This is a genomic window from Novosphingobium sp. FKTRR1, assembly GCF_020404405.1.
GTDB lineage: Bacteria > Pseudomonadota > Alphaproteobacteria > Sphingomonadales > Sphingomonadaceae > Novosphingobium.
The window spans coordinates 1-25,822 of sequence record NZ_JAIZDA010000024.1 but is presented as its reverse complement, the minus strand read 5'-3'; the positions used below and the strand labels follow the sequence as shown (position 1 = coordinate 25,822).

The following is a 25,822-nucleotide window of genomic DNA, read 5'->3' as shown; positions in this document are numbered from 1 at the left end:
GGGATTTACCTTGCGGTGAACTTCGTTTGACCAAAACGGCCCATTGCGGCGTCGGAAAGGCTTGAGATATCGACATATCCCTGCGCCTTCCCTCCTTGCACTGAGCCGTTTTGCTTCAAACCTCGATGGCGCGATTTATGAGTTTACGACCTAGGTGATCCTGTCACCAATCGGGTTGGATTGGCCGCGGGTACTGACGGCAGAAGGCTTCAAAATATCTCTGCCGCCAAGATCTTGTTCAGTTTGTTGTCCTGAATTGATTCGGGCTGACGCCGAATTTCTGGCGGAATCGCTTGGAAAAGTAGCTGCTGTCTTCAAATCCGCAGTCAAAGGCGATTTCGGTGACTGAGCGATAGCGTTCAGCCACAAGCAGTTGTTGCGCCAGCATGAGGCGCTTTTGGGTGATGAAGCTGCCGGGTGTGGTATTGGCGGCTGCTGCTGCTGCCTGAAGGCTGCGCAAGCCGACTCCAAGTTCCTGTGCGAGCGCGGCAGGGGTAAGGCTGCTGTCGGCAAGGCGTGACGCGATGATGGCCTTTGCGCGTTGCCATAAGGGTGCCTGCTCGCTCAAGCGAACGCCAAAAGACGGACGCAGACAGGCGAGCGCCATGTCTGCGAAAACCCGGCCGAATTCGGCGCGCGGCGCTTCATCGTCCAGCATCTCGCCCTCACGCCAGAGCGAAAGCATGAAGTCGTTCAGCAGGCGTGCGCCCGCGGTTTCGCGCGGGATGGCACGGGCGATGACATCGTCGATCCACGCGACCGGCGTTTCGCCAAAGGCGGCGAGATCAAACTCGGCAATCAGCAATTCGTGGTCGCCGTGCATGTCGAAGCGGTAGTTTTCCTCAGCCGCACAGACCATCAGGTCGCCCTGACGCAGATCGACTTCGCGCCGACGGTGGCGCAGCCGGCCCGAACCTTGATGGAGGCAATGCAGCAACACCTTGCGGCTGACCGGGTGTTGCAGCGAAGCGTGATGCCGCTCCACCGAAACGGCGGTCGAGGCAGGCCGCGTCAGGATCGTGTCGCCCAATTCCCAGCGCGCGATCCGGGCGGCAAATCCGGGGCGGAGCGGACTGGCCGACAGGCCGCTATAGGTTTGGCCGATGACGTTGTTCCAGGCGTCAACGCGTTCGGACGGTTGCAATCCCCGCGTCGAGAACTGTTGGAACATGCGATCCTCCCTCGCAAAAGTCCGTCTTTGTCGCGGAGTCCTCTGCCCAAACAATATTATGCAATATAACAAAATGCGCAAGCCCGATGCACATCGATCGACGTGCGAGAGCACGCTTTCGCATTTGTCATGCGTTTTTACGCGATCGTCAAAGCCCACGCCCGAAGCTGGTTCTAGAAATGGAACGAAGCAATAATTGTTCAGGGAGTGATGTCGTATGAAGGTTTACCGCTTGAGCGCGAGCGTGGCCGCAGTCGCGCTGGCCAGCCTTGGGCAAGCTGCGGCCGCTCAGGATGTGCCGACACAAGCCGGCGATGTCGGCGTCGGTGAAATCGTCGTGACCGCACAGAAGCGCGCCGAAAACGTACAAAGCGTGCCCATTGCCATCACTGCCATGGGCGAGGCGCAGTTGCAGCAGCGCGGCATCACCAACATCACGCAGATGTCCGCCTTCACGCCCAGCGTGCAGATCGACCGCGCATCGCCCTTCGCGGGCTCATCCACCATCATGAGTGCCTATATCCGCGGCATCGGTCAGAACGACTTTGGCTTCAACATGGAACCGGGTGTCGGGCTTTATGTCGATGGCGTCTATTTCGCGCGGACGGTGGGTGCTGCGCTTGATCTGGTCGATGTGTCCCGCGTCGAAATCCTCAAAGGTCCGCAAGGCACGCTGTTCGGACGCAACACCATCGGCGGCGCGGTCAGCGTGGTGACGGCTGATCCGACCCACGATTTTGCGTTCAAGGGTAATGTGACGACCGGCAGCTACAATCGGCTGGACGTGAAGGGCATGGTCAACCTGCCCATCACCGATACGCTGGCGGCATCGTTCAGCTTTGGCTCCAGCCATCAGGATGGCTATCAGCACCGCATCCCCTACACCGTCACCGGCAAGGAGGTGAACCCGCTGACCGGCACCGCAACAGGGCCTGTCGCCGGGAGCACGATCCTGTCGAACGAAGGCAACTTCCTGACCTCAGCCCCGGTGGGTGGCAGCAGCACGCAGGGCGGCGAAAACAGCCGGAGCATCCGTGGCAAGCTGAAATGGACGCCTGCGCGCGATCTCACGGTTGTCATCGCCGGCGACTACACCCACGCCAATGAAGAGGCCGCCGCCGAAACGCTGATAGCCACCAATCAGGCGCTGGGACAGCCCGGCGGCAACACGTTCGCCACGTTCTATAACTTGTGCGTGGCGGGCGTGTCGGCCCTTCCGGGCATCTGCCAGATCAAGGGCAAGGTGAACACCAACCTGCAAGCCACCGGCAAGTACCTGCCCTTCAGCAATGGCTTCATCACCAACAATATCGATACGACGTATGCCAACGGCGCCAACTATTCGTACGTCACGGCATGGGGTACATCGGGCACGATCGACTACAAGTTGTCGCCCGATGTTGCGGTCAAGTCGATCACCGCATGGCGCCGTTTGACCTCGTCGTTCGGTACCGACATCGACGGCTCGCCGCTCGACATGGGCGAGACCACGTTTTCGATGAACCAGCATCAGTTCAGTCAGGAATTGCAGCTTAACGTGCATGCCTTTGCCGACCGGCTCAAGTCGGTGGTGGGCGCTTATTACTTCAACGAGGGCGGCGACCTGCACGACAAAGTGGTCTTTGGCGAAGGGCTGGTGCAGGTCGATGGGCCGAACGCATTCACCAACAAGGCCTGGGCGCTGTTCACGCACAACAACCTCAAGATCACCGAGGCGCTGGGGGCCACTTTCGGCCTTCGCTATACGCAGGAACACAAGCTGTTCAGCGGCGGCCAGAGCGAGTTGAACCAGATCGGGCTGACGCTGGGCATCCCGCCCGCAGCGTTCCCCGATCCAACCAATCTGTCGCGCGTGTTCCCACTGGGGCAATTCCGTCAGGCGGCGACCAACACCTCGATCCACGCCGGACTGGAATACCACGTGAACCGCGATGTGATGGCCTATGCCTCGTTCGCGCAAGGCTACAAGAGCGGAGGCTGGACCACGCGTCTGGCGGTGCCGCTGGCCGCCACCACGGCGCTGAACCCGGATCCCACCCAGCCACCCAGCTTCCGCCCGGAACACGCCAATACGTATGAGGTCGGTGTCAAGAGCGACTTGTTCGATCGTCGCCTGCGCCTGAACGTCACTGGCTTCTGGACCGACTACAAGGACATGCAACTGACCGTGACCAGCGCCCAGACGGCGTTCGTGCCATGGTTCATCAACGCCGGGCAATCGCGGATCAAGGGGATCGAGGTGGACGGAGAAGCCCGCCCGATTCCGGCGCTGCGCGTGACCGGTTCGGTCAGCTACATGGACGCCAAATACATCTCGCTGGGCAGTGTCGCGACCGCGGCTGGTTTTGCCTATGGCTTCAAACTGCCGAACACGCCCAAGTGGTCGGGCAGCTTTGGCGCGACCTACACAGCGGATCTGGGCCGGGGCGATAGCGTGGCGCTGCATGGCGATCTCAACTTCAAAAGCGCCATGGCCAAGGACTACCAGAACGATTTCATCCAGGGCTGGGTCAATCTGGTGAACGCCAACATTACCTATACGCCGCCTGTCGATCATTGGACGCTGACGCTGGGTGTCGATAACATCTTCAACAAGCGCTTTCTGGTGACGGGCAACCAGAACGACGGGTTTGGCGCCAAAGTCGGCACCTACAATCGCCCAAGCGTCTGGTACGCGCGCCTTGGCGTGAAGTTCTGACATTCTGTCCTGCCGGCGCGCCTGCTGATCGGGCGCGCCGGATGCCACAATCTCATTTTTTGGCAGGAAGCCCGAACATGCCGACAGACATTCTCGCAGCCGTGCAACGCACGCCCAAATCGGCCCCCGCTCTCGAACGTCTTTCTCTGGAAGATCCGCGCGGGGATGAAGTGCTGGTGCGCATCGTCGGTGTGGGAGTGTGCCACACCGATATGGTCATGCGCGATGCCCTGCTGCCCGTGCCGATGCCGGTGGTGCTGGGGCACGAGGGCTCTGGCGTGGTCGAAGCGGTGGGCAGCGAAGTTCGCGATCTCGCTGTCGGCGATCACGTGGTGCTGTCCTTCGCCTCTTGCGGGGGCTGCGGTGCCTGCCACGATCACGCGCCTGCCTATTGCGAGGCGTGGGTGCCGCTCAACTTCTTCGGTGGGCGCGGGGATGGCTCGACCGCGCTGACCGATGCGGCGGGGCAGGCGGTCCACAGCCATGTCTTTGGCCAATCCTCGTTCGCCAGCCATGTAGTGGTCAACCGGCGCAATGCGGTGAAGGTGGACAAGGACTTGCCCCTGGAACTGCTGGGGCCATTGGGCTGCGGCATCCAGACGGGCGCGGGCGCGGTGCTCAACGCGCTGAAGGTGCGCGCCGGTTCAAGCGTCGCGGTGATCGGCGCGGGCGCGGTCGGCTTGTCGGCGGTCATGGCGGCGCAGATTGCCGGGGCCAGCGTGATCGTGGCGCTGGATATCAATCCGGCGCGGGTGGATCTGGCCCGCGAGCTGGGCGCCACCCATGCCTTTCTCGCCGATCGTGCTGGCATGACCGCGCATGCGGCGGCGGCAGGGCGTCCGGCGGGGTTTGACTACATCGTCGACACCACCGGCATCGCCTCGGTCTGCAATGCGGCGATACCGGCGCTGGCCAATCGTGGCGAACTGGCGCTGGTCGGAGCCTATGCGCCCGGCGCGGACATCGCGGCCGATGCGACACTGCTTATGAGTGGCGGGCGCGTGGTGCGCGGTGTGGTCGAAGGCAGCGCCGATCCCGCAACCTTCATCCCCGAACTGATCGCGCATTACCGGGCTGGCAAATTTCCGTTCGACCGGCTGGTGCGCTTTTTCGAGTTTGCCGACATCACCGCCGCAATCGAGGCGGGCGAGGGCGGGCGGGTGATCAAGCCCGTGTTGCGCTTGCCCTGAACCTACCTGACTCTCCACCAAGGACACCTGCCATGACCGCATCCTTCAACCTGCTGATCGACGGCCGACTGGTGGCCGGTGCCGATCATTTCGACGTGATCAATCCGGCCAATGAGCAAGTCATCGCGCGCTGCCCCAAGGCTGACGTCGCCCAGCTTGAGGCCGCAGTTGCCGCCGCCAAGGCCGCCTTTCCAGCATGGTCCGCGCGGACGCAGGACGAGCGGGCCGCGCTGGTTGACACCATTGCGGATCGTTTGCTGGCCCGTGCCGATGAATTTGCCCGCTTGCTGACCAGCGAACAGGGCAAGCCGCTGGATCAGGCGCATAACGAGATCATGGGCACGGTGTTCACGCTCAAGGGCTTCGCCCAGATGCGCGTTACCGACAAAGTGCTGACCGACGAAGCGGGCCATCAGGTGTTTGAACACCGCACGCCCTTGGGCGTTTGCGCTGCCATCACGCCATGGAACTTTCCGCTGATCCTGTTGGCCAACAAGCTGGGGCCGTGCCTTGTCACAGGCAACACGATGGTGGCCAAGCCTGCGCCGACCACCCCGCTCACCACACTGCGGTTGGGTGAGATCCTGGCCGATGTGCTGCCCGCCGGCGTGGCGAACATCATCTGCGACCAGAACGAGTTGGGGCCGCTCCTTTCCAGCCATCCGGACATTGCCAAGGTTGGATTCACCGGCTCGACGGCCACCGGCAAGAAGGTCATGGCGTCGGCCGCAGGGACGGTAAAGCGCGTGACGCTTGAGCTTGGCGGCAACGACGCGGCAATCGTGCTCGATGACATGCCCGCTAAACTGGCAGCGCAAAAGGTCTATCAGGGGGCGATGACCAACGCGGGCCAGATCTGTGTCGCCGTCAAGCGGGCCTATGTGCATGAATCGATCTATGACGCGTTTCTCGAAGAGATCGCAGCGTTGGCGCGCGACGCCGTTGTCGGCGATGGCGCCGAGCAGGGCGTGACCATCGGTCCGGTGCAGAACCGGATGCAATTCGACAAGGTTTCCGTGCTGCTTGCTGACGCGGCCCGGACCGGGACCGTTCTGGCCGGCGGTGCGCCCCTGGATCGCCCCGGCTATTTCATCCCGCCCACGATCGTGGCCGATCTTGACGAAAACGCCCCGCTCGTGCGCGAGGAACAGTTCGGTCCGGTCTTGCCGGTGCTGAAATTCAGCGACATCGATGATGTGATCACCCGCGCCAATGACAGCGATTACGGGCTGGGCGGCACGGTCTGGGGCAAGGATACCGATCGCGCCATTGCCGTCGCTCGCCGGATCAACACCGGAACCGTGTGGGTGAACCAGCATCTGGCGATCGAGGCCGACATCCCGTTTCGCGGCGTGAAGCAATCAGGTCTGGGCAGTGAACTGGGCGAAGCCGGGTTGCTGGAATACACGCAGGCCCACATCGTGAATGCCGTGCCGCTCTAGGTGTTTGGTCCCGGCATTTGCAGATGTGTTCGTAGGGTGTGCGGCCGCCCGGCATTCGCCGCTCCCGTTCGGGCCAACGCATAACGCCGGTGGCAGGCCAGGTGTCAAACCGGGATTCGGGATACCGGCGCATGGTCGCCAATGCGTCCGTCCTGATAGAGAGCCGGAGGCGTCATCCCTGCGGGCTGAACGACTTGACGCTTTGCTGACCGCGCAAAGCTGTCGGCGTCTGTCAGAATCTCGCCGAAATCGACAGGTAGCCCCGCTTCGAAAGTCCATGCGCGCCGCGATGATCAAGCGCCCAGGCGTATTGGCCGCGAAGGTTGACCCGGTTCCACAGCGAAATGCTCAGGCCAGTCCCGACATCGGTTGCGCCTTCTTCTTGCTGACCGGCGTTGAAGGCAGCCGCATGATCAACGAACACCGAAACCTCGAGCGCATGTCGGCCAAGCGTACGGACTTGTGCTGCTTCGAATGCAACCGTGTAACCACGGTCACCAGCCGCCGTTCCCGCATCGAGCGCGCGCGCCGAGCGGGCACCGCCGATCTGGTATTGGAGCAGACCCGGCAGCGTATCAAAACCGGTCCATTGCCCATCGCCGCGAAGCCGCAACAGCGCGCCGTGGTGGCCGAGCGAGCGGTTGAACTGGGCATCTCCGCGCAGCACCAGCGGCTCGAACGTCGTGCCTGACACATGCTCGAAAACATGGTTGTAAGCAGCTTCAAGATGGCCGGAGCCCACCAGATGCGGGGTGTTGACATCGAACATTACGGCGATGGCGGCGGTCAGCACGTCATTGTCGACCACACGCTCGCCGCTAATGCGTGTATCGGATTGTGTGGCGTTGAGCGTGGTATCAAGGTGCAGGGAAAAGGCATTGCGATTGACCAGCGACAGCGCAACATCAGCGCCAAGGGAGTTTGACCTCCCCCGAATGTCGAGCGGATTGGCGCTGTTCTGATGGATGGTGGTTTCGCCGTGCGAGGCGGTGAGGCCAAACCGCGCGCCTTGACCAAGGGGGGTGGACCACGCCCCTGACAACGATCGAACGCCATCTGACCGCACCGCGACCAGCGAAGCGCGATCAGCGCTGCCCAGAACGCGATAGGCCCGCAATACGGCCCCTTGTTCCCACATACCGGTCGACCGGTAGCCGTTGTTGTCAGCAAAGACTTCGAGGCCAAGCGCCGGTGGTTCAACAAGCTGCAGTTCAAGATCGGTCTGGCCAAGCGTCTGACCAGCCGAAAGCCCAGCACGCAGATGGGTATCATTTTCCCGGTTGAAGAGGCGCAGGCGGTTCTCAAGATCGCGCGGATCGGCAAAGGCGCCCGCTTGCAGGCCAATGGCCCTCTGCGCGTGGCGCTGGCTCTGCGGGCTGCCACCTTTGACGGCAATGGCGCCGAGCCGCCCTTCGATCAGGCGGATCACGACGGTGCCATCCTCGATCGATTGCGGCGCCAGCACCGCACGAGCGGTCGCAAGTCCGCGCTGGGTGTAGAGGGCATTGATCCGCTCCACGAGTTGCTTGAGCTCATCAATGCCGACCTCGCGCCCCTCTAGCGGCTGCGCCAGCGCTGCGAGCATTTCCGGTCCCAGATAGTGGCTGGGATCGAAGCGGATCGCCTTGAGTGCAAAGCGGATTTGCGCGCCCGCAGTGGCCTGCTCGACCGGTTGTTGCGCGTCGACGGTCACCGACGGCTGTGGCGGTTTCCGGTCAGTTCGTTCGGGCTCGTACTGGCGGCGCACCGCTTCGTTGATGACCCCCGGATCGAGCCCCGGTGGCAGCGCTGGTGCGCTGGCTGCTCGAGCTTGTACCGGCAACACCGCGACAGAGCCGAGGATAAACGCAACCAGACTGCGGTTTGGCCGAAAGATCATCGAAATCACCGATGCGAAAGTGTGGCTGGCCGCGCGAGGGCGGGTTTCGATTCGATCCTCTGCGAACCGACCGGATCGAGCGCCGGCGGCTGGGCACAGCGCCCTGCCGGACCTCCCCCCATGGCCAGCCAGTTGCCCGCCGCGACGGGGAGCAGTTCGCATTCTGTCCAGGGTGCGAAGCGGACCTCACCATTGTCATCGATACGCAGGCGCGCCACTTTGAGGGTGGTGAAGTCCAGCAAGCGCGGTGTGCTGAACGCAAACGTCGCTTCGTTCGTGAAAGGTGCAGAAAAGCCGGAGACGTTGAGCCTGACAGGGGCCGAACCCGGCTGCAGATCGGCGACGGTCAGCGCCATGCGATCGGCCCGCAGCACGATCGGCGCATTCGAGGCGAGATAACCCGATCCTGCACTGGTGATATCCCGCGCTGCCAAGGAAATCCCGCCGCCTGCCGAAAACGGCGCAGCGATGGTGATCGCTCCAGCCGCGCGGGCGGCGAGCCTGCCGCTGCCAGCAAGGCCTCCCGATGTGATCCGCACCGATCCGCCAAAGTCGATATTGCCTCGGGTCGAGACGACCTCGGCGCTGCTGGCGGCCAGACTGCCAAGAGCGATATCGCCTCGTGCGCGAAGCGAAAACGCACCGCCCTCGATCGTGCCGATCAACGCAGGGCCGCTGGTGGCGACGATCGTGGTATCGACACCCCGGATCGTCGATGTGGGCGCAAAACCGATACTGGCACCGGTAATCGAGAGCAGGGTCGAGGGCGTTCCGCTGATCACAGCATCGTCGCCCAGGGTCACGGCGCCGCCTGCCACCAGAACCGACTGGGTATGGCCCGCGGGCGAGCGCAACGTGATCGAATGGGAGAGTTCCAGATCGCCGGTCACTGAAACATGGAGCGAATCCGCCGTGATCGTGCTTTCGAGCGAGACGTCGCCATCCGCAACAATCACCAGATTGCTCGTATCGATCGCGCCGTCGACACCCGTGGTCTTGCCGGTCATGGTGATCGAGGATGCGTTCATCTTGCCGGCAACATCGATATTGCCATTGGTGGAGATGAGCGCGAGCGCACCCCCCAGAATATCGTGGGTGAACACGCCGGTGCTGCCCTTCAGCGTGAAGGGCGCGGCAGCGCTGGCGCTGCCTGTCAGGCCACGATCGACGGTGATCGAGCCAAGCGTCGATTCCACCTTTCCGCCGCCTGCCGCAAGCGCACCGAATTCGATGCTGCGGCCGGTGGTGAGATTGAACGCGCCGCCGACAGCCAGATTCAGGCTCGACAGGGTCATCAGGCACGTTGCAGGAGCAGGATCGGTCGCGCAGGATGCGGGCGCAGCCGCGCCGCTCTTGCTGACATTGACCCCCGCACCGATGGCGAAGTTCCCCGCCGTGGCGATGGCCATGGTGCCGCCAACCTTGACCGCGCTTTCGAGGTCGATCAGCCCGTTCGCGCCGGGGCCCTTGCCGATATCGATGGAGCCGCGCGCCCCGATCAGCGAGGCAACGTTGCCGCCGATACGGGTGGCGCTGCGCAGATCGAGCCAGGCCGATCCGGCCGCTGTGCCCGCAGGCGGTGAGCCACTGCCAACCGCCCCCGCCGCCACGGTAAGCTGATAGCCGAGGGTCTGGGTACCAAGCCCCGAGAAGCCGTTGAACCGAAGCTGCGAGATGGCCGCTAGAGGAATCTTTGCGCCCACCTTTATGAACTGGAGGCCATTGGCGCCATTCAGCACCAGACTGGCCCCGGTCGGCAATTTGGTGATGGTGATCGAGACTTGCGCATAAGGATCGATCGCAGACGATCCGAGAAGTTCGGCCGCCGAGAAGACATGCTGCCCGCCGCCGTCGAAGGTGAGGGTGGTTGCCGGGCCTGTCGTCGGCGCGGCGGCATAGTCAAATCCGGCTGCCAGCTTGTCGAGCTGCGGGGTCTGGATATCGAAGCGCGCAGGCAGCCCGGCCGCCGTTATGCCGCTACCGCCGATGTCGCCCGCCGCGCGCAAGGCCACCGCACCGGCAACGATCCGCCCGTTGCGGTTTTCGCTGGCGAGCGAGGACGGCACCGCGCCGACCAGCAGCGATCCCGACAGATTGTCGAGCGCAAAGGTCTTGCCGGCAAACACATCGCCCACGGTAAGGTCGTTGCCGTTGCGGTAGGCGAGCTGCGACGAAAAATCGCTGGAACCGATCAGCCCCGGTGTCCGTTTGATCAGCCTCGCATTTCCGGCCGCCCGCACGGTTTCGAGGCCTTGCGCGTCGATCTGGATGGCGGTGCCATCACTCGATTGCAGATCGCCGTTCGAGGCTTCCAGCCGGATCAGCCCGCCCATGATCAGCGCGCGTCCGCTTGCGTCGGTGACATTGGCGCTGGTGAGCGTACTGTTGACGTAAACCCGTCCAGTAAGCTGCGCCGCGCCTTGCGTCACGCCGGTAATGGCATTGGCGGTGAGGCGGATGCGGCTGTCGCAGCTCGACAGAAGCACGGCGGGATTGCTGTTGCAATCGGTCCGGCGCGCGCCGGTCACGGGCTTGAGGCTGACAATCGAACCGATCGTCATTGTATTGACATCGTTCAGGAAAATGTCGCCTGCCAGTTGATCGGCATTGGCAGCGGTCCACGATGTCGTGCGCGAGACATAGTTTGTGGCGGCAAAGGCGTTGATCACGCCATCAACATCGAGCGGCAGCGGCTGGTCGCGCCGGCTGACGAACGTGACGAGAGTGGCTGGCGAACCAGTCACGGTTGCCGTGAGATCGCCGGGCCCAGCCGAAGCGAGATAGGCCGCCGCCAGCTGCTTTTGCAGGGGATCGGTGATCGGTTTGCCCGCCGCATCGACAAGGCCTGCGCTGGTGAACCGGAACGCCTCGGGCGCTTCGAAATTGCCGATGCTGTTGCCTGCGATGAGCGTGAGATTGCGGGCGGTGATCACCGGTTTGCGCGTTTCGAACTGCGTATCGGCAACCGGCACAAAAGCCGTCGAGGGCACCTGGAAATCGAGTTGGGATTGCCGCCATGTGGCGCCATCGGTGCGCGCAGCGAGGAAGCTGGACGAGAACGCAAGTGTGTCGATGCTGGCGCGCGAGGTGGGCAGAACACCGAACTGCTGGGTCAGCACGGCCTGTGCATCCGCCGTCTGCGCGCTGGTATAGGCGGTGATCCCGGTCGCAGTGATCTTGCTGTCGACAAAGCTGAGCTGGGCGGCTGTTGTGCCAAGGCCGACCAGCGTGGGCAAGGTGCCGCCGAACAGCGGTTTGATCTTGCCGGTCACGCTATCGACGTAGGCCTGCAGGCCGCGCAGGACGTCGGCAGGGGTTGGCGTCGCCACGGGGGTGATGGCGGGCGCACCAGTCGCGGGTTTGAGCGCGTTGGTCTGCGATTGCAGCGCGTTGACCGCGAGCACGGCGAGCGCGCTGCCGGGGGCAACGTTGGCCGACCCCGCCAGCGTCACTTTGCCGCTGGTATCGATCTGCACGCCTTGGGTGCGAAGCTGATCGACCAGTTGGAGCTTGCCGACCGCATCGGCTTCGGCGGCTGCCTTGCCTTGCGATCTGACAAGCGCCGAGACCGTAGCGGCCTTGTCGGGGCTGCCCGACAAGTTGGGCAGGTTCACGCCGACCAGCGCAATGACGCTGTTGGCATAAGTCTGCAATGCGCCGGTAATGTCCGCCGTGCTCAGCCCGTTACGGCCGGTCAGCGATGCGGCAAAGCCAGCGGCGGTCTTGCCGGTATCCTTGGCAGGGTCATAGACCACCTTGCCATCGCGGCCGATCACGACACCCGAGGCGGCAAGTCCGTTGAGCTTGTCGATCCGCGCGGCGATGTCCAGCGCCTCGGTCTGGGCAAGGCCGTTGGCGTGGATGATCGTGTCATATGCCGCGCGAGCCTGATTGCGCAGCGCATCGGTGATCGAGGTCAGCCTTGTCGGATCGATCGTGGGGCAGGCCGCGCCGCTGCACGTGGCGCCGGGTGCAAGCTGGAGCGCCTGCGTCGCCGCGAGAAAGCGGGCCAGCTTGTCCTGGTTGACCGTGGTCGTGGTATCGAGCGCCACAATGGACCCGGGGGCGCGGATCTGCACGTCGCGGGTCGAGACGATCGCACCGAGGCGCATGACGTCGTTTATGTCGGTCCCGTCGTTCTTGAGCGCGCCCTGCACGGTGATATCGCCACCCGCATTGATCCACAAACCGCCATTGCCGACGGTAAGTGTCAGCGCGGGCTTGCGCAGGGGATCGGTGCCGCTGCCCGAATATGGGTTGAACCCGCCTACCGAACCGGCGGTGGTAAGATCGATCTCCTGCCCCACGATGTTCGGGCCGATCCCGTCGATGCCGACCAGACCCGTGCCCGATGTAATCACGACCTTGCCGGTGGCGGCGACCGATAGCAGAGCCACCGCGTCGAGATCGCCTGCGGTCGCGGTCGAGGAGTTGAGGGTCAGGAAAACATCGCCGCCGGTCGCTTGCGCTGTTACGGTTCCGCCTGCCACTTTGCCCAGGCCGGTGACCGGATCGCCCAGCGCTGAACCGGCAATCGTCACCGCAAGTGGTTGATTGGCCGAGCCGATTGAACCGCTCGAAAACGTCGGTGCGCAATCAGCGGGCGAGGCTGAACCGGCGCAACCGTGGAACCCGTGCGCATAGATCAGCCCGCTCGGGGTTCCGACAATGTTTTCACCTGCGGTTATCCCGACATCGCCGCCGCCATAAGTGATCCGTCCGCCGACGACCACGCTGCTCTGGGTCGACACGACATTGACCCCGCCTGTACCGTATCCATTGTCGAAGACGACCTTGATCGGATAAGTCGCGCGCGCTGCGGTGGTCAGGGTGACATTGATCTGGTCAGGGATTTCCCAGGTCATGTTCTGGCGGAAATCATCGTTCGTACCGAACGGAACGGTATCATATTGACTGTGAGTCACGGTGCCGCCGACAGTCTGCACGAAGTCGGGCGTGCCGCCGCCGAGCGCGCGGATCAGGAGCGGGTCGGTCCCTGATGCCGCCACATCGACAAAGCTCCCGGACTGTGGCTGCTGCGTGGCATTGCCGAAGCGCCACGGACTTGCCGCTCCGCCCAGTACGTCAAGCGTGCCGGGTGTGGGCAGCTTGCCATCGGTCTTGGGCACTGAATCGTCGGTGATGCTGACATCGCGCGTGATCGTGCGGCCCTCGGTCGTCACGTAATAGGCCGCTCCACGGGTCGAGGGATCGTAGATCAGCGGCGCCTCGGAGCCTTGCGACGAATTGGTCTCGCCCACGCCGGGCTGATAGGTCACGTCGGCATCGATCCGGGTGGTGAACTGGTCGGAGCCGGCCACCTTCGTGGTCATTGCGTGGCTCATCGTCACGCCCAAGCCAGGCGTATCGCGGTATGTGGTTTGTTCAACCGAGCCATCGGCGTGCAGGTCGGTCAGCTTGATCAGCCCGCTGACATCGGTGCCGGCATTGATCGTGCCGAGATGAAGATCGATCGGAGCGTTGTTGACGACGGAAATATTGGCAAACCCGTCGAGCACCTTGAGTTCGCCCCCGCCGAGCGGATTGGTGTTGAGGATGCGGCCAGTAATGTCGATCACCCCGCCAGCTCCGGCATCGACATCGTCGAGTTGGATGTAGCCGGTGGTGCTGCTCACCGCCTGCTGCAGGCATCCGCCGGCTCCGGACACAAGGCAAGGACCATTGCGCACCAGTCCGGTGACGACATAGCGCGCGCCGATATTGCCCGATGCGACATTAAGGCTTTGCAGCGGCGCCGAGATCGAACCGACATGCACGTTCGGATCGAGCGCCATGGCATCCTGAATCGTCAGGCCGACCGAATTGACCAGTTGGCTGTTGATCGCGAGTGTGCGCTGCTTTTCGGGGCCTGCAACGATGCTGCCCGAAACGTTGACGAACCTGGCGTTGATCCGCACCTGGTTGGCGCGGATCAGGCCGCCGTCGCTGGCCGTTGCCGGGAGTTTGCTCACCGCATTGGCGGCATTGCCGTTCTCGGGCAGATCGGTGATCCGGCGCACGATCACGGGATCGCTGAAGGTGCTGCCTTGCGTGTAATATCCGCCGGGATAGTCCTTGCGCGGATAGGTATCGCCATACCCCCAAAGGAACGGAACGAAGAGGTTGCCGCCATCGGGCGCAACGCTGCTGAGTTGGTTGTCGTTGCTTTCCAGTTCGCACCACTGCGTGCACGATGCGAAGATCGTCGCGCTGCTGCCTGCTCCAGCGGTGTACGGTGCACCGCTGGACTTCGGCGTCACCGCCGTGCGCAGTAGCTGTCCAGCGCTGTTGAGCCGGGTGTAATAGGCCTGCCCGCCGTTGTTTTCGACAAAGCCTTGCTCGAACAGGGTCAGGATCGGATCGGCGGCTTGCGCATCGCTGAGGTTGAACGCGCGCTTCATGGCCTGACGCAATGCATCGATGCCCGGGATGTCGGTCACGTCGAATGTCTGCTCGGCGATGTAGGACTGCACCAGCAACGCAAGTTGGTTCGCGTTCGTCGCGCAGCCGTCGGTGGAGCCGCCGGTACCGCAGTCCAACCCGGCCGCATCGTTGAGCGAAAGACCCAGCCTCCCGTAGTATAGGCTGATCGGCACACCCATGGTGAAGTCGCCTGTGGTCGATACGTTGAACAGGCCGTTGGGCACGGTCACATCGTATTTGCCGACCTGCACATCGCCGAACTGGCTGAAATTGCCGTTGTTGACGAGCGCCTTGAACGTGCCGCCAACATTGGCGATCGGGCCGAACACAAGGAGGTCGCTCTTTGCGCCGAACTGCGCCCCGTCGGTCACGTCGATCAAGCCCTCGACCGTATCGTTGGGACCGGACGAGCGGACGGAGGCTATGGCATTGAGATCGGTCTCGCCGATCGGGCCGCCATAAGTGACCGCACCGCTGGGTTTGGCCGGGATGAACAGGTTGCCGAGGATAAGGTTGCGCGCGCTGGTACTGTTGATCGCGATTGTGGGAGAGGCGTTGGCCACGATCGTGCTTCCGCTGCCGGTGATCGTGGCGGTGTTGATGGCGAACGAACCGCCCGCTGCCAGAAGGTTGTCGACCATGATGCCGGCCGTGTTCGTGCTCCCGGCAGAGGCCAGCGCGGCGCGGGTGTCGTAGGCGGCGGAGAGCTTCGCCACGAGAGCCGATTGCGCGGCCGCAGCGGCGAGCGCGGCTGCGGCTTTTTCATGGTCGGGGCCGACTGGCAGGGCGTTGGGATCGCCGGGGACGGCAAGACCCGCTGCCTGCACTTGCGCGGTCAGACTGCTGATCTGTTGGCCAACGACATCGAGCGCGGAGACGGTGCGGCTGGAGAGTTGGGCAAGGCCCAGCCTGTCGCGATCCGGCGTCGCGATCGGGCCCTTGGCTGACGATGCCAGTGTATCTCCGGTGATCTTGCCCTTGGCATCGGCCACGATCGTGCGGGTCAGCGTTTCCGTGCCGTCGAAATCGGTCGCGATCCCTTGCCAGCCGCCATCCGCTGTGTCGGTGATCGCGATCTTGCGATTGGCAAGGAACCCGGCGGTGATCTGGCTGCCGTTCAAGGCGATCGATCCGGCCGTGGACATGTCAGCCGTGCCGCCGCTGTCGGACTTGCTGACGAGTGCCAGATAGGGGTTGTGGCCGGTACCCACCGCAGTCGCCGCAAGCCCCTCTGCCAGCGCGCTGAAGGTCACATCGCGGGCCGAACGGACAACTGCCTTGCCGATCACCAGCCGGTTGGCGAGGGTGCCGGTCGCGTGTGCATCATGGTCGACGGTGATCGGAACCAGCGTCTGGTTGAACACGTCGGTCTGGTCCGAAATGCTCACGTTGTCCCGGCCCAGCCCATCCGCCGCGATCCCGGGGGTAAGGTGGACATCCGAGAGCGATTCGATCGTCGCGCCATCGGCAACGGTTACAAGACCGGCTGCGGTGTCCGTGGTGCTGGCCGAGCCGCCGCCGATCCCGGCGAGGCCATAGATCTGCACCGCCGACGTATCGGCAATCGTCTGGTGTGCGGTTGTGCCGATACCGATGCCGCCGTCGGCACGCAGCAGTGCGTTTGCCCCGATCGTGACCAGACTGCTTGCGTTGAACGTGCTGTCGACCCGCGCGAAGGGCAGGACCATCACCCCGCCGACCTGCAGCGCGGTACTGTGGCTGCGCGCGGTGGTGATGCCGGCGTTGATTGTCATCGCCAGCAGGTTCTGGCTGGCATCGCCGTATTGGCGCAGCGTAACGCCGTCCAGCACATCCACGGTGCTGTGCTGCGTCACGCGGTTGGTGACTTGTGCAGCCGCACCCGCCGCCGCGCCGCCGCCTGCGCCGCGCGCGAAACCGCCGTCGCTGCCGGTCACGCCCACGGTGTTCTGCGCGCTGATAACAAACTGGCTGGCGCGGATGGTCGAATTGCCGCCAGTCGCGGCGCCCGCCCGCGCCTTGCCGATCAGCACATGCGCGGTGGTGTCGACCGTATTCCCGGTCGTGCTACCCGAACCGCCCACGATCGAAGCCTGCGTCGCATCGGCTTCGGAGTGATAGTCGGTCTGCGCGGTCGCGGTTGCGGTCAACGTCCCGGCGCGGAAGGTGTAGGCCGCATCGGGTGCGATCGTGGTCGTCACAATCCCGCTGGCATCGGTCGTCGCACTAGCGGCAACCCCAGCGCCGACCGCGCCTGCGCCCGCGCGCACGGTGGCCGTATTGAGATCGAGGCTGGTTGCCGAAACTGTCGCATCAGGATTGCGCAGGAAGCCGCCGCTGGCATTGACCAGCGCCCGGTTGGTCGAAGGATCGTTCAGCACCTGCTGCGAGCCATCGACATTGAGCAGCGCCGCATCGACCGAGCCGGCCGAGGTGGCACTGGACGACTGAACGCCGATCGAGAGCAGGCCTGCCGCGGTCAGCCCGTCCGCGCTGGCGGTCTGGGCCAGCGTGCGGCTTGCCAGAACCGTCAGAGCGGGCCCTGCAAGCACTGTCGGCGCTCCAGCCACGCCATTGAGATCGGCACCGATAATAGCCGCCACGTTGCCATTGTCCGACGCGGTTGCCAGCGTTGCGTTGGCCGCTGCCAGCCCGCCGCCAGCGCTTCCGCGCGCGCGCGCCGTGATATTCGCACCATCGGTCGGTCGCGCCAGCGCCGCACGAACCGTAAGGGTGCAATTGGCGGCAAGGAAAGTGGCACAGGAAATGTTGGCGCCTTCGCCAACGCGCGCTTCAACCGTGGCATCGGCATTGGCGAGCGCCACGCTTGCACCCATGGCGATGCCCCCGCTGACTGCAATGCCATCGCTGGCGGCGCTGATCACGGGCGAGGATGACGCATCGACCAGCAAGGTATTGCTGCTGATGACCGTGCCCTCGGCGACCCGCGCATCGACCGTTCGCCGGTCTGTGGCCAGCGCCACGGCCGCGTTGCCATCAAGCAGGTTTCCGCCTGATGCAGCCAATGCATAAGCGCTGGTCGAGCCGCCCCCCGAAGCGATCACATTGGTGATGGTCGATGCCGACTTCCCGGCGATCTGGGCGCCAACCGTGCCTTCCTTGGTGACATTTGCCACGGCAACGTTAAGCGCCGCGCCGCCTGCCGCCGCGCCATAGACTTGTGCGGCGGCGTCGCTGCTGTCGCCGGATTTGATGGTTAACGTGCCAAAGCCGATCTTGCCAAGGCTTTCGGCGAGCGAGACGGTCTGCAACTTGATGTCGGCAAGGCCGATGCTGGCGGTAAGGGCGCCCACCGCGCCCGCGACGACCAGCGCTTCGGCCGCCTTGGACGGGTTGGTAATGCCGCCTGTCAGACGGCTGGTGTCCTGCCCGGTCAAGGCTTGCACTTGTGCGGTGCTGGCATTGCCGACACCCGTTGCAGTCACACCCGCGCCGATCCGCGCGATGCTGTTTGCCGCATTGCGGGTGATGGCAATTGCCGCAGACCCGCTGGCGAGGCTGGCCGCACCCTGAAAATTGGAGCTTTTGCTCACAAGGTTGGCGCTGCTGACCACGCTCAGCGCGCCGGTGGTGACACGGTCATCAAGCCCGGGAGTCGCTGAGAGCACTTGCGCCCTGACGCGCGAGGCGGCGGCATCGTCGGCGCCCGGTGCCGTTGTCACCACGCCGACTTGCATGAACTGGTCGCGGCTGCTCGTCTGAACAGTGCCTGTGGCATCGCGTGTGCCATCGGCGCCCGCAACCACGTGCGCCGATCCTGACCCGGCAAGTTGGTCCAGACCGGGCGCGGCCGCCTGCTGCGCTGTGGTTTCGCCCGAGCCGCCACCCAGCATCGCAAGGTTGGCATTGCCACTGCCAGTAGCACCGGCATTGGTAGCAACTTTGCCATTGGCACTGCTGTCGCCGCTCGTGGAGAACAGCGCGCCGGTATCGGCCACTTCGCCGATGCCGATGTAAGTGACGTTCGCGCCGATACTGCCGCCAAGCCCGCCCGCCAGACCGAGCTGCAAGGCATCGACCCCGCTTGCACCATAGGCATTGACCGAGACCTGTTTTGCCGTGACCAGCGGGTCGATCAGCGTGGCATCGACTTTGGCTTGGGACAGCACGACCACCGCACCCAGCGCGGCTGCCCCGCTGGTAATGGCCGCTGTAGCGGCGACTTGACCGACGATCGGCTGGAAATTGGCGATCTGGTTTGCGGTGACGGCCACGGTGCCCTGGCCATTGTTGTAAGACAGTCCGCTTGCCTGCGCAGCGACGCTTTGGCGATTGACGATGCCGACCCCATTGCCCACCAGCGCTCCGGCGAGCCCGGCTGCGGCCGATGCGCCAGCAACCCGCGCATCGAGCCGGCCGTTCGCGGTTACATTGACCGAGGGTGCCGACACGCTCACGCGCTTGGTGCTCTTGTAGCGGGCTTGCGTCTGGTCATCGTCGGTGACCACGACAACCGTAGCGGCCCCGGCGCCCTTGCCCAGCGCCAGCGTACCGAACGTTGCAAGACCCCGCGAATCGCTGTCGGCATTGATCGCCAGACCGCCGCTGCCAAGGATCGTGACCGCCGTGGGATCATCGACCGCAGCCGTCGTCACCCCTGCGAAGCGCGGCGAGACGCCGGACACCGCAGCGCCGACATTGCCGCCGATCGCACCGGCAACGACCAGCGCTGTCGCCGCCTGACGCGATGCCGCGCGCACGGTGACGTTGCCGGTGGTGTTGACGCCGCCACCAGCCATGCGCGCGGTTGTCTGCGCGGAAAGGCCGTCCGAGACGACCGGAGCGCCCACGCCGACATTGTTGCTGCCTGCGGCCGCACCGGCAAAGCTGGCGGTATCGATCGCAGTCCCGGCCCGAATGTCGAGCGCCACCGGTTCGGCGACCGGTTTGGCCACGCCGACATTGCCCACGTTGAACTGCACGCCGCTTGCAAGCGCTTGCGTGTTGCCGCCGACATTGCCGACCACCGCGGTGACCGCCGCTGCGAAACCGCTGCCGCTGACAGCGCCGGTTATCGCCAGCGTGCGCGTGGAGTGGGTCGAATTGGCATTGATCGCCACGCCGTGGATCTGCGTGGTGGCAGGTTTGATGTGTTGCAGCGATGCGTTCGAGGCGCCTGTCGTACTCGTGGAATCCGGCACCACATCCGGTAGGCTGAACTGCTGCAGCGCTTCACTTAGATCGCCGGTGCGCACCGCAAACCCATCGCCGCCGCCCAGCGCTGTGACGCTGGCCGCGCCCGTGCCGGTCACGAGCGCCTGCGCCCCGCCGGACACGTCGTTCAGCACCAGCGAGGCTCCTACGGCCGATTTGGAGCCCAGCGCCACCGCACCGGCTGCGGCGTCGATGGAACTGTCGCGCGTTGCCAGCACGCCGACCGAGCCGGTGGCGGTAACGTTGAAACCATTGAGCGTCAGCAGGGCGTCGGCCTCCGCACTCGTCTGGTTGACGGCCATCGAGCCCACACCGTTGAATTTCGCGGCGAGGCCGAGTCCGACCGCGACCAACTGGGTGGTGGCGGCAGATTGGCTCTGCACCAGCAGGTTGCGCACCGAAATCGCACTGGCCGGGGTCAGGCTGGCCAGCACATTGGTGCTGATCCGGTTGGCGGAAATACCCGCCCCAAGGGCATTGCTGCTCGACGAGAGCGCGGCGGTCAGCGCCAGCGAGCGGATCGAGGCACTGTCCGATGCCGTGACTGCCAGATCTCCGGTTACCGCATTGGCATAGGCCAGCCTGTCGGCCCGCGCCGATATTTTCGGGGCTATAGCGTTGGTGGAGGCCGATCCCGCAAGCGAATTGCCCGACGCCAGCGATCCGGCGATGGCGCCGGACAGAATCGTTTCGGTGCTGGCCGCATTCACCGCAAGGCCGGGATTGCCCTTGAGCGTCACGCCGTCGACATTGGCGTCAAGGCCCGCAGCCGGGCCTGACCCATCGCGCGCGATGCTGTTCACACTGACCGCAAGGCCGCCTGCCGCGCTCTTGCCGATGCCGATCGCGCCCGACAGACTGTAGATGCGCCCGTCGGCCAGCGCCGTGACCGAAATCGGGGCAACCGAGCCGCCAGCCGTGCCTGTCTCGATCACCGGGCCCGCAGTCGCTGTTGCCGACCGCGCGAGGCTGGCGCTGGCTGTTCCGCCGATCTGGTTGTAGGCCAGCGAGCCCATGATGCCGGTCTGGTTGGAACTGGTGGAAAGGCCTGCCGCGAGCGAGAGGATCGTCGCGCGGTCGACCGTCCGCAGCGCAAGCGACCCAGCCTTGATTGTCGATCCCGAGGCGGCCGCACCGCCAATAATCGCGGCGGTGCGATCGTTGTTGACAAGGTTGACCGACAGGCCAAGGCCGGTCGCCTTGCCTCTGGCGGACGCAACCGGGATGGCGACCGAAACGACCGCCGCGCCCGATGGCAGATCCTTCGCCTGCACCGGATCGTCGGAGCCGAACGTGGTCGAGGCGATCGCGAAGTTGGCCAGCAAGCTCTCGGCGGCATCGCAATTGATGCTGCAGCTGGTGCGTGAAACCTGCGCGGCCGGGTCGTTTGCGGCATATTCGCCGGCAGCCACGGTCAGCGCGCCGGTGATGTTGACAAGGCCCGTGCCGGTGTCGCCCAGATCGATCAGCGCGCTGGTGCCGAGTGCGACGTCGTTGATCGAAATGCTTGCCGCGAGCGCGCCGTTGTTCTGGTCCGCACTGGCCGAAAGCGCACCGGCGGCAGCTACGCCGACCAATCGCGCTGCGTCGAGCGCCTGGACCGACAAGTTGACGAATCCGGAAACAGGCGTGCGAGCCAGCAGCGCCGTGGTCGGCTTGCCCGATGCGGCCTTGTCGATCAGCAGCGTCAGCGCCGCGCCAAAGCCGCTTTGGGTGCCCCATGACAGGCCACCCGCGCCCGCACCCAGAGTGCGCCCGTCGAATGCGAGGACCGACACGTCACCCTTGCCGGTTCCGGTCACGGCGCCGTCGGTGATCGCTGCGCCGACGCTGTCGTTGGCGACAAGGACCGATGCCGAGGATGCAAAGATGCGGCCATCGGTGGTCTTGGTGGTGTCCGCTGCCAAGGCCAGTCCGGCGCCGATGCGCAAGCCGTTTGCGGCGGCATTGGCCGTAACAGCGTCGAACCCGGCAAGCACGCTCTGGTCGATCGCTACGGCAGTGGCATTGTTGCTGTAGGAAACCCCATAGGCGCCCGCGACCAGCGTTGAACTGCCGCTGTACTGCACTCCGTTGGCCAACGTGGCCCCGCCGGTGATCGCCAGCGTATCCGCGCGCTCGGTCGCCTTTGCCAGAAAAGTCGCCGACGCGGCATTTGCCGCTTTGGTGAACTTGGCTTTGCTGATGTTCACCTTGGTGGCGAGCGAGGTGAGATTCACGCCCGCCGATCCCGCCACGCCCCAGCCGTCGGTGGGCGGCGTCTTGGTCGCTGGGTCGGTGGCGGCGGCATTGCCAGCGCTGGCGGCGTCCTTGCGCGTGGTATAGTTCGCCTTGAGCTGATCGGAGTACTTCTGGAGGCCGATGGCCCCCAGAAACCCGGAGGCAAGGATATTGAGCTCGTCGGTCATGGGCGCAGAAAGCGCGCCCTTGGACGGGTTGAATGTCGCGCTCAGCTTGTCCTTGAGGCCGGGTTTGACCTCGGGATCGCTGCTGTCACGCACTCCAGCGACCGAGACGGCGTTAACCGAACCAGTAGTCTGCGCCGTTACGCTCACGTTGCCCGAAGCAACACCGGCCTTCGTGGCAGCCGCAATTGCCGGGCCCGTGGTATCGAACTCGTCATGCGCCGCCGCAACCGCTGCTTGCGTGTCGAGCGACACGTAGTTGAGCGCACCCGAAACCCCCACCGAGGTATCGGAAGACCCTTGCGTCCCGTCCGCCTTGTTCCACGCCAGCGTGCCTGCCACGGCCCAGAGCTGCAGGTCCGTACTTGCCGCCTCGCGCAGCGCTCCCGCACCGATCGCCAGTTGCGCCGCACTCGAAATGATCGCGTGGGTTGCACCATCCACCTGATTGACCGCAAAAGCGCCGCTCAATGTGGTGCTCTTTCCCTTGCCGGCGACAGGCGACAGCGAAAACGCATCGATCGCGGACTTGGCGATCACCGACAAGTCTCGGTCCGGTGCGATAAAGATCACGCCATCACCAATTCCGGCAGTCGTTACCGGGTGGAGCGCGTTGTAGGTGACAGCGCCGCCGCCCGCTGTCCCGCCACTCTTGCTGCCGAACAGCTTGGGGCCAGCCAGATTCAGCAGCACGATGCTGGTTTCGGCATCGATGACCGATGCACCCGCCTGCGGACCGGCAATGGTGATCTGGCTGCTCGGATCGATCCATGCCCGACTCGTGGAATCGATGCTGTCATAGGCAAACGAGCCGCCAAGCGCGGCCTTGCCCGAGCTGTCGCTATCCGTGCTGGCTCCGGCATAGGAGCCGAACAGGCCCGATTTGGGGGTCAACAGGGGAGATATGGTTGCGAACACATCTTTCGCGAAACCCAGATCGGCGAGGACAGCGTTGAAATTGTCGGGCGCATTCAAGACGTCTGCCTGATCGACCAGTGTCCCCACCGGATCGGCAATCCCGACCGGTCGATCGACCAGCGAGGTTACATTCAGCGAACCGGCATTCACTGTTCCGGCGATGTCCGCCGTGCCGGAATAGACATACGTGCCCCAAGCCGCCGCGCCAGACACCGTGGTAACGACGCCATTTACCGACAGCGCTGCAGCGGCGCTCGCTTGCGCGTTGTTGCGCACTTGCTGATCGCTCACCTGACCGGTGACACTGACCTGACCGGTTGCGGTGATCGTGCCGGTGATCCGCGCGTTCGCCGTCTCGTTGGCCTGAAGCACAGCGACGGCTGCAGTAAGGCGATTGGCGGGATCGGCGCTGGTGCCGATCGTTCCGGGCTTGGGCGTCTTGGGATCGGTAGTAGAGAGTCGGAGCAGACCGCCGATCATCGATGCGAAATTGGTGTTGGCGGTGTTGGGGGTGACAGCCGGGTTGTCGGTCCCCGTCTTGCTGGTGGTCGTTGCCGACGTCTTGTTGTGCGATATGGTCGTGTTGGCCGCGATTGTCACAGTTGCGGTGCGGGCGCTGCCGATCGTGCCGCCAACGTCGACGTGGCTGTGGATCGCCTCCTGCGTGACTGCGGCAACCCCGCCGCCCGGGCTGGTGTCAAAGACCCGGCCTGTCGCGCTGGTGACGATACCGGCGGTCGGGTCTGCCTGCGCGATCGTTGCGGAAACGGCAATCGACTTGCCATCCAGCTTCGACCCGCTGGAAACGGTCACTCCAGCGTCGGCGTTGACTTCATTGTAGGCAATGGCCGCCGCCACCGCGTCGCCGGTCGAACTGGCGATGACGCTGGTCTTGGCGCGGGGATCGCTGCTGGCACCGATCCTGATCGCCCCGTCGGCGATCAGACTGGCGCCTGCTTGCGCGGTTCCCACGGTGATCGTGGCATTGGACGTCGTCTGCGATACCGATGCGGCGATGGCCGCCTGCCCGCTTGCTGTCTTGCCAGCCTTTGCCGAAGCAGAGGCAACGGATGAGGCGGCCGATCCGGCGGCAAGCGTGATATCCTTGCTCGCGGTAAGGCTGGCACCGGCGCCAATGCTGATGGCGGATTTGGCGCTGACGAGCGAGACGAAAGCCCCGATTCCAAGCGTGTTGCCAGTCAACTTGGCGAGGCCGGCAGACCCAAGTGCTCCGGCGAGCTTGTCCAGCGCCACAACCGCCTTGGTGCCGTCGGCGGGGTTCGTCGTGCCGGTTGCGGTCGCACTGGCCGCGATGTTTCCTCCGATCACCGAGCCGTCGATGCTGATGCCCGCCGTCGCCTGAGGCATGCCGTAGAACGGCGAGTTCGGGGCGAATGTGTTGGCGTAGACCTTGCTGTCCGTCGCGGTCAGCGTGATATCGGCGGCAGGGCTTGAGCCGGTGCCATCCCATGTCCTGATCCGTCCGCCGATCGTGATCGACGGGGCCTGCAGGCTCACACCTGCTGGCAGTGTCGGCAAAGCGGAGACGGGCCTTGCATCAAACAAGGCGCCCGGTTGCGCTTCGTTGGCGGCGGTCGCCGGGTTGTCCGCTATCTTGGCAGCAAGCGCTATCGTGCTGCCAGCCACGATAGCTATCCCGCCGCTGGCCGTGGTCACGATTGCCTGACCCGAAGGCAGGCCCTGCGTCGAAACCAAGCTGTTCTGCAGCGCCGCCGTGTTCCCGATCCGGGCGAGCCCCGCAGCGCCGGTCTCGACCACTCCGCTGGCCCCGACGCTGACCGTTGAGGCGTGGATATCAACCCCACCAGGTGCACTGATCCGGCCGTTGATCGTGACGTTGGCAGCGGGCGCGCCGCCAAAGACATCGGCCAGCGACGGGTCACCGCTCCCGGCATTGGCCTGTGTGCCGCGCACGATCAGGCGGCCGGTATTGATGATCCCGGTGGTGCCGATGACAAGTCCGCTGGGCACGACAAGAAAGACGTTGCCGCCGACTTGGCCACCAATCGCGCCCAAGACCGAGCTGACGGTTCCGTTGATCGTCGAGGGATCGCGGATCAGGTTGACGAGATTGTTGGCCCCCGTCGGCACGACCAGCGTTGCGGCCTGCCCAGTGCCGATATTGAAATGGTCGAAGCGGTTGAAGCCGGTTCCGCCCACGACGCGGCTGGTGGTCACGACCGCAGCGTTGCCGCCACTCTGGAGGGCAACCACCGACGCTCCGCCACTGCTTGCGGTAACGTCAACTGCTTGCGCGTGAACACCATTGGCCGCAAGCGCCGCCGCAATCGACGCGGCCCCGACCATCAATCTGGCGCAGGCCTGTCTTACCCTTGGCCGACTCGCCGAACTGGGTTCCATCAATGCCTCCGAGCTTCTCCGGGGCACGCCTAAGAGCCCGATTCAGAAGTTGATCAAATTTGACAGTATCTTGCGGTTCTGCGCGTGAGCATGCGGATTGAGGCGATGAGGGCCCATGCGGTGGATGACGCGATGGACCTTTCCCAATCCTTTGCCAGCC

At 64.4% G+C, this 25,822-nt stretch carries 6 protein-coding genes and 1 pseudogene; 3 read left to right on the top strand and 4 right to left on the bottom strand.

The window, feature by feature from the left end; genetic code table 11:
- Nucleotides 1-238: 238 nt before the first annotated feature.
- The gene (locus LDN95_RS17785) at nt 239-1,330 is read right to left on the bottom strand and encodes a helix-turn-helix domain-containing protein (RefSeq protein ID WP_226018907.1); all 1,092 of its coding nucleotides are present in this window, start codon (nt 1,328-1,330) and stop codon (nt 239-241) included.
- 58 nt (nt 1,331-1,388) lie between these two features.
- Here LDN95_RS17785 and LDN95_RS17780 point away from each other — a divergent pair, with 58 nt between their 5' ends.
- From LDN95_RS17780 to LDN95_RS17770, 3 genes are all read left to right on the top strand, one after another.
- Complete coding sequence (locus tag LDN95_RS17780; protein ID WP_226018906.1) at nt 1,389-3,869, top strand: TonB-dependent receptor; 2,481 nt, start codon at nt 1,389-1,391, stop codon at nt 3,867-3,869.
- A gap of 77 nt (nt 3,870-3,946) precedes the next feature.
- Nucleotides 3,947-5,059, top strand: coding sequence for an NAD(P)-dependent alcohol dehydrogenase (locus tag LDN95_RS17775; RefSeq protein ID WP_226018905.1), 1,113 nt, complete (start codon nt 3,947-3,949; stop codon nt 5,057-5,059).
- A gap of 32 nt (nt 5,060-5,091) precedes the next feature.
- A complete protein-coding gene (locus tag LDN95_RS17770) occupies nt 5,092-6,501 on the top strand; it encodes an aldehyde dehydrogenase family protein (RefSeq protein WP_226018904.1) in 1,410 nt (469 codons plus the stop codon).
- Nucleotides 6,502-6,733: 232 nt separating this feature from the next.
- Here the strand turns inward: LDN95_RS17770 and LDN95_RS17765 are convergent, their stop codons facing one another.
- The 3 genes and pseudogenes from LDN95_RS17765 to LDN95_RS17755 all read right to left on the bottom strand — a co-directional run.
- Nucleotides 6,734-8,380: a ShlB/FhaC/HecB family hemolysin secretion/activation protein gene (locus LDN95_RS17765; protein ID WP_226018903.1), complete on the bottom strand. Its 1,647-nt coding sequence runs from the start codon at nt 8,378-8,380 to the stop codon at nt 6,734-6,736.
- A 5-nt stretch (nt 8,381-8,385) separates the two neighbouring features.
- Nucleotides 8,386-25,515, bottom strand: coding sequence for a leukotoxin LktA family filamentous adhesin (locus LDN95_RS17760; RefSeq protein ID WP_226018902.1), 17,130 nt, complete (start codon nt 25,513-25,515; stop codon nt 8,386-8,388).
- A gap of 200 nt (nt 25,516-25,715) precedes the next feature.
- Nucleotides 25,716-25,822 (bottom strand): annotated as a pseudogene (locus LDN95_RS17755) (IS5/IS1182 family transposase); the annotation flags it as partial.

Coding starts and splice junctions, on each gene's coding strand:
- LDN95_RS17780 (WP_226018906.1), top strand. CDS start 1,389: ATGAAGGTTTACCGCTTGAGCGCGAGCGTGGCCGCAGTCGCGCTGGCC.
- LDN95_RS17775 (WP_226018905.1), top strand. CDS start 3,947: ATGCCGACAGACATTCTCGCAGCCGTGCAACGCACGCCCAAATCGGCC.
- LDN95_RS17770 (WP_226018904.1), top strand. CDS start 5,092: ATGACCGCATCCTTCAACCTGCTGATCGACGGCCGACTGGTGGCCGGT.
- LDN95_RS17765 (WP_226018903.1), bottom strand. CDS start 8,380: ATGATCTTTCGGCCAAACCGCAGTCTGGTTGCGTTTATCCTCGGCTCT.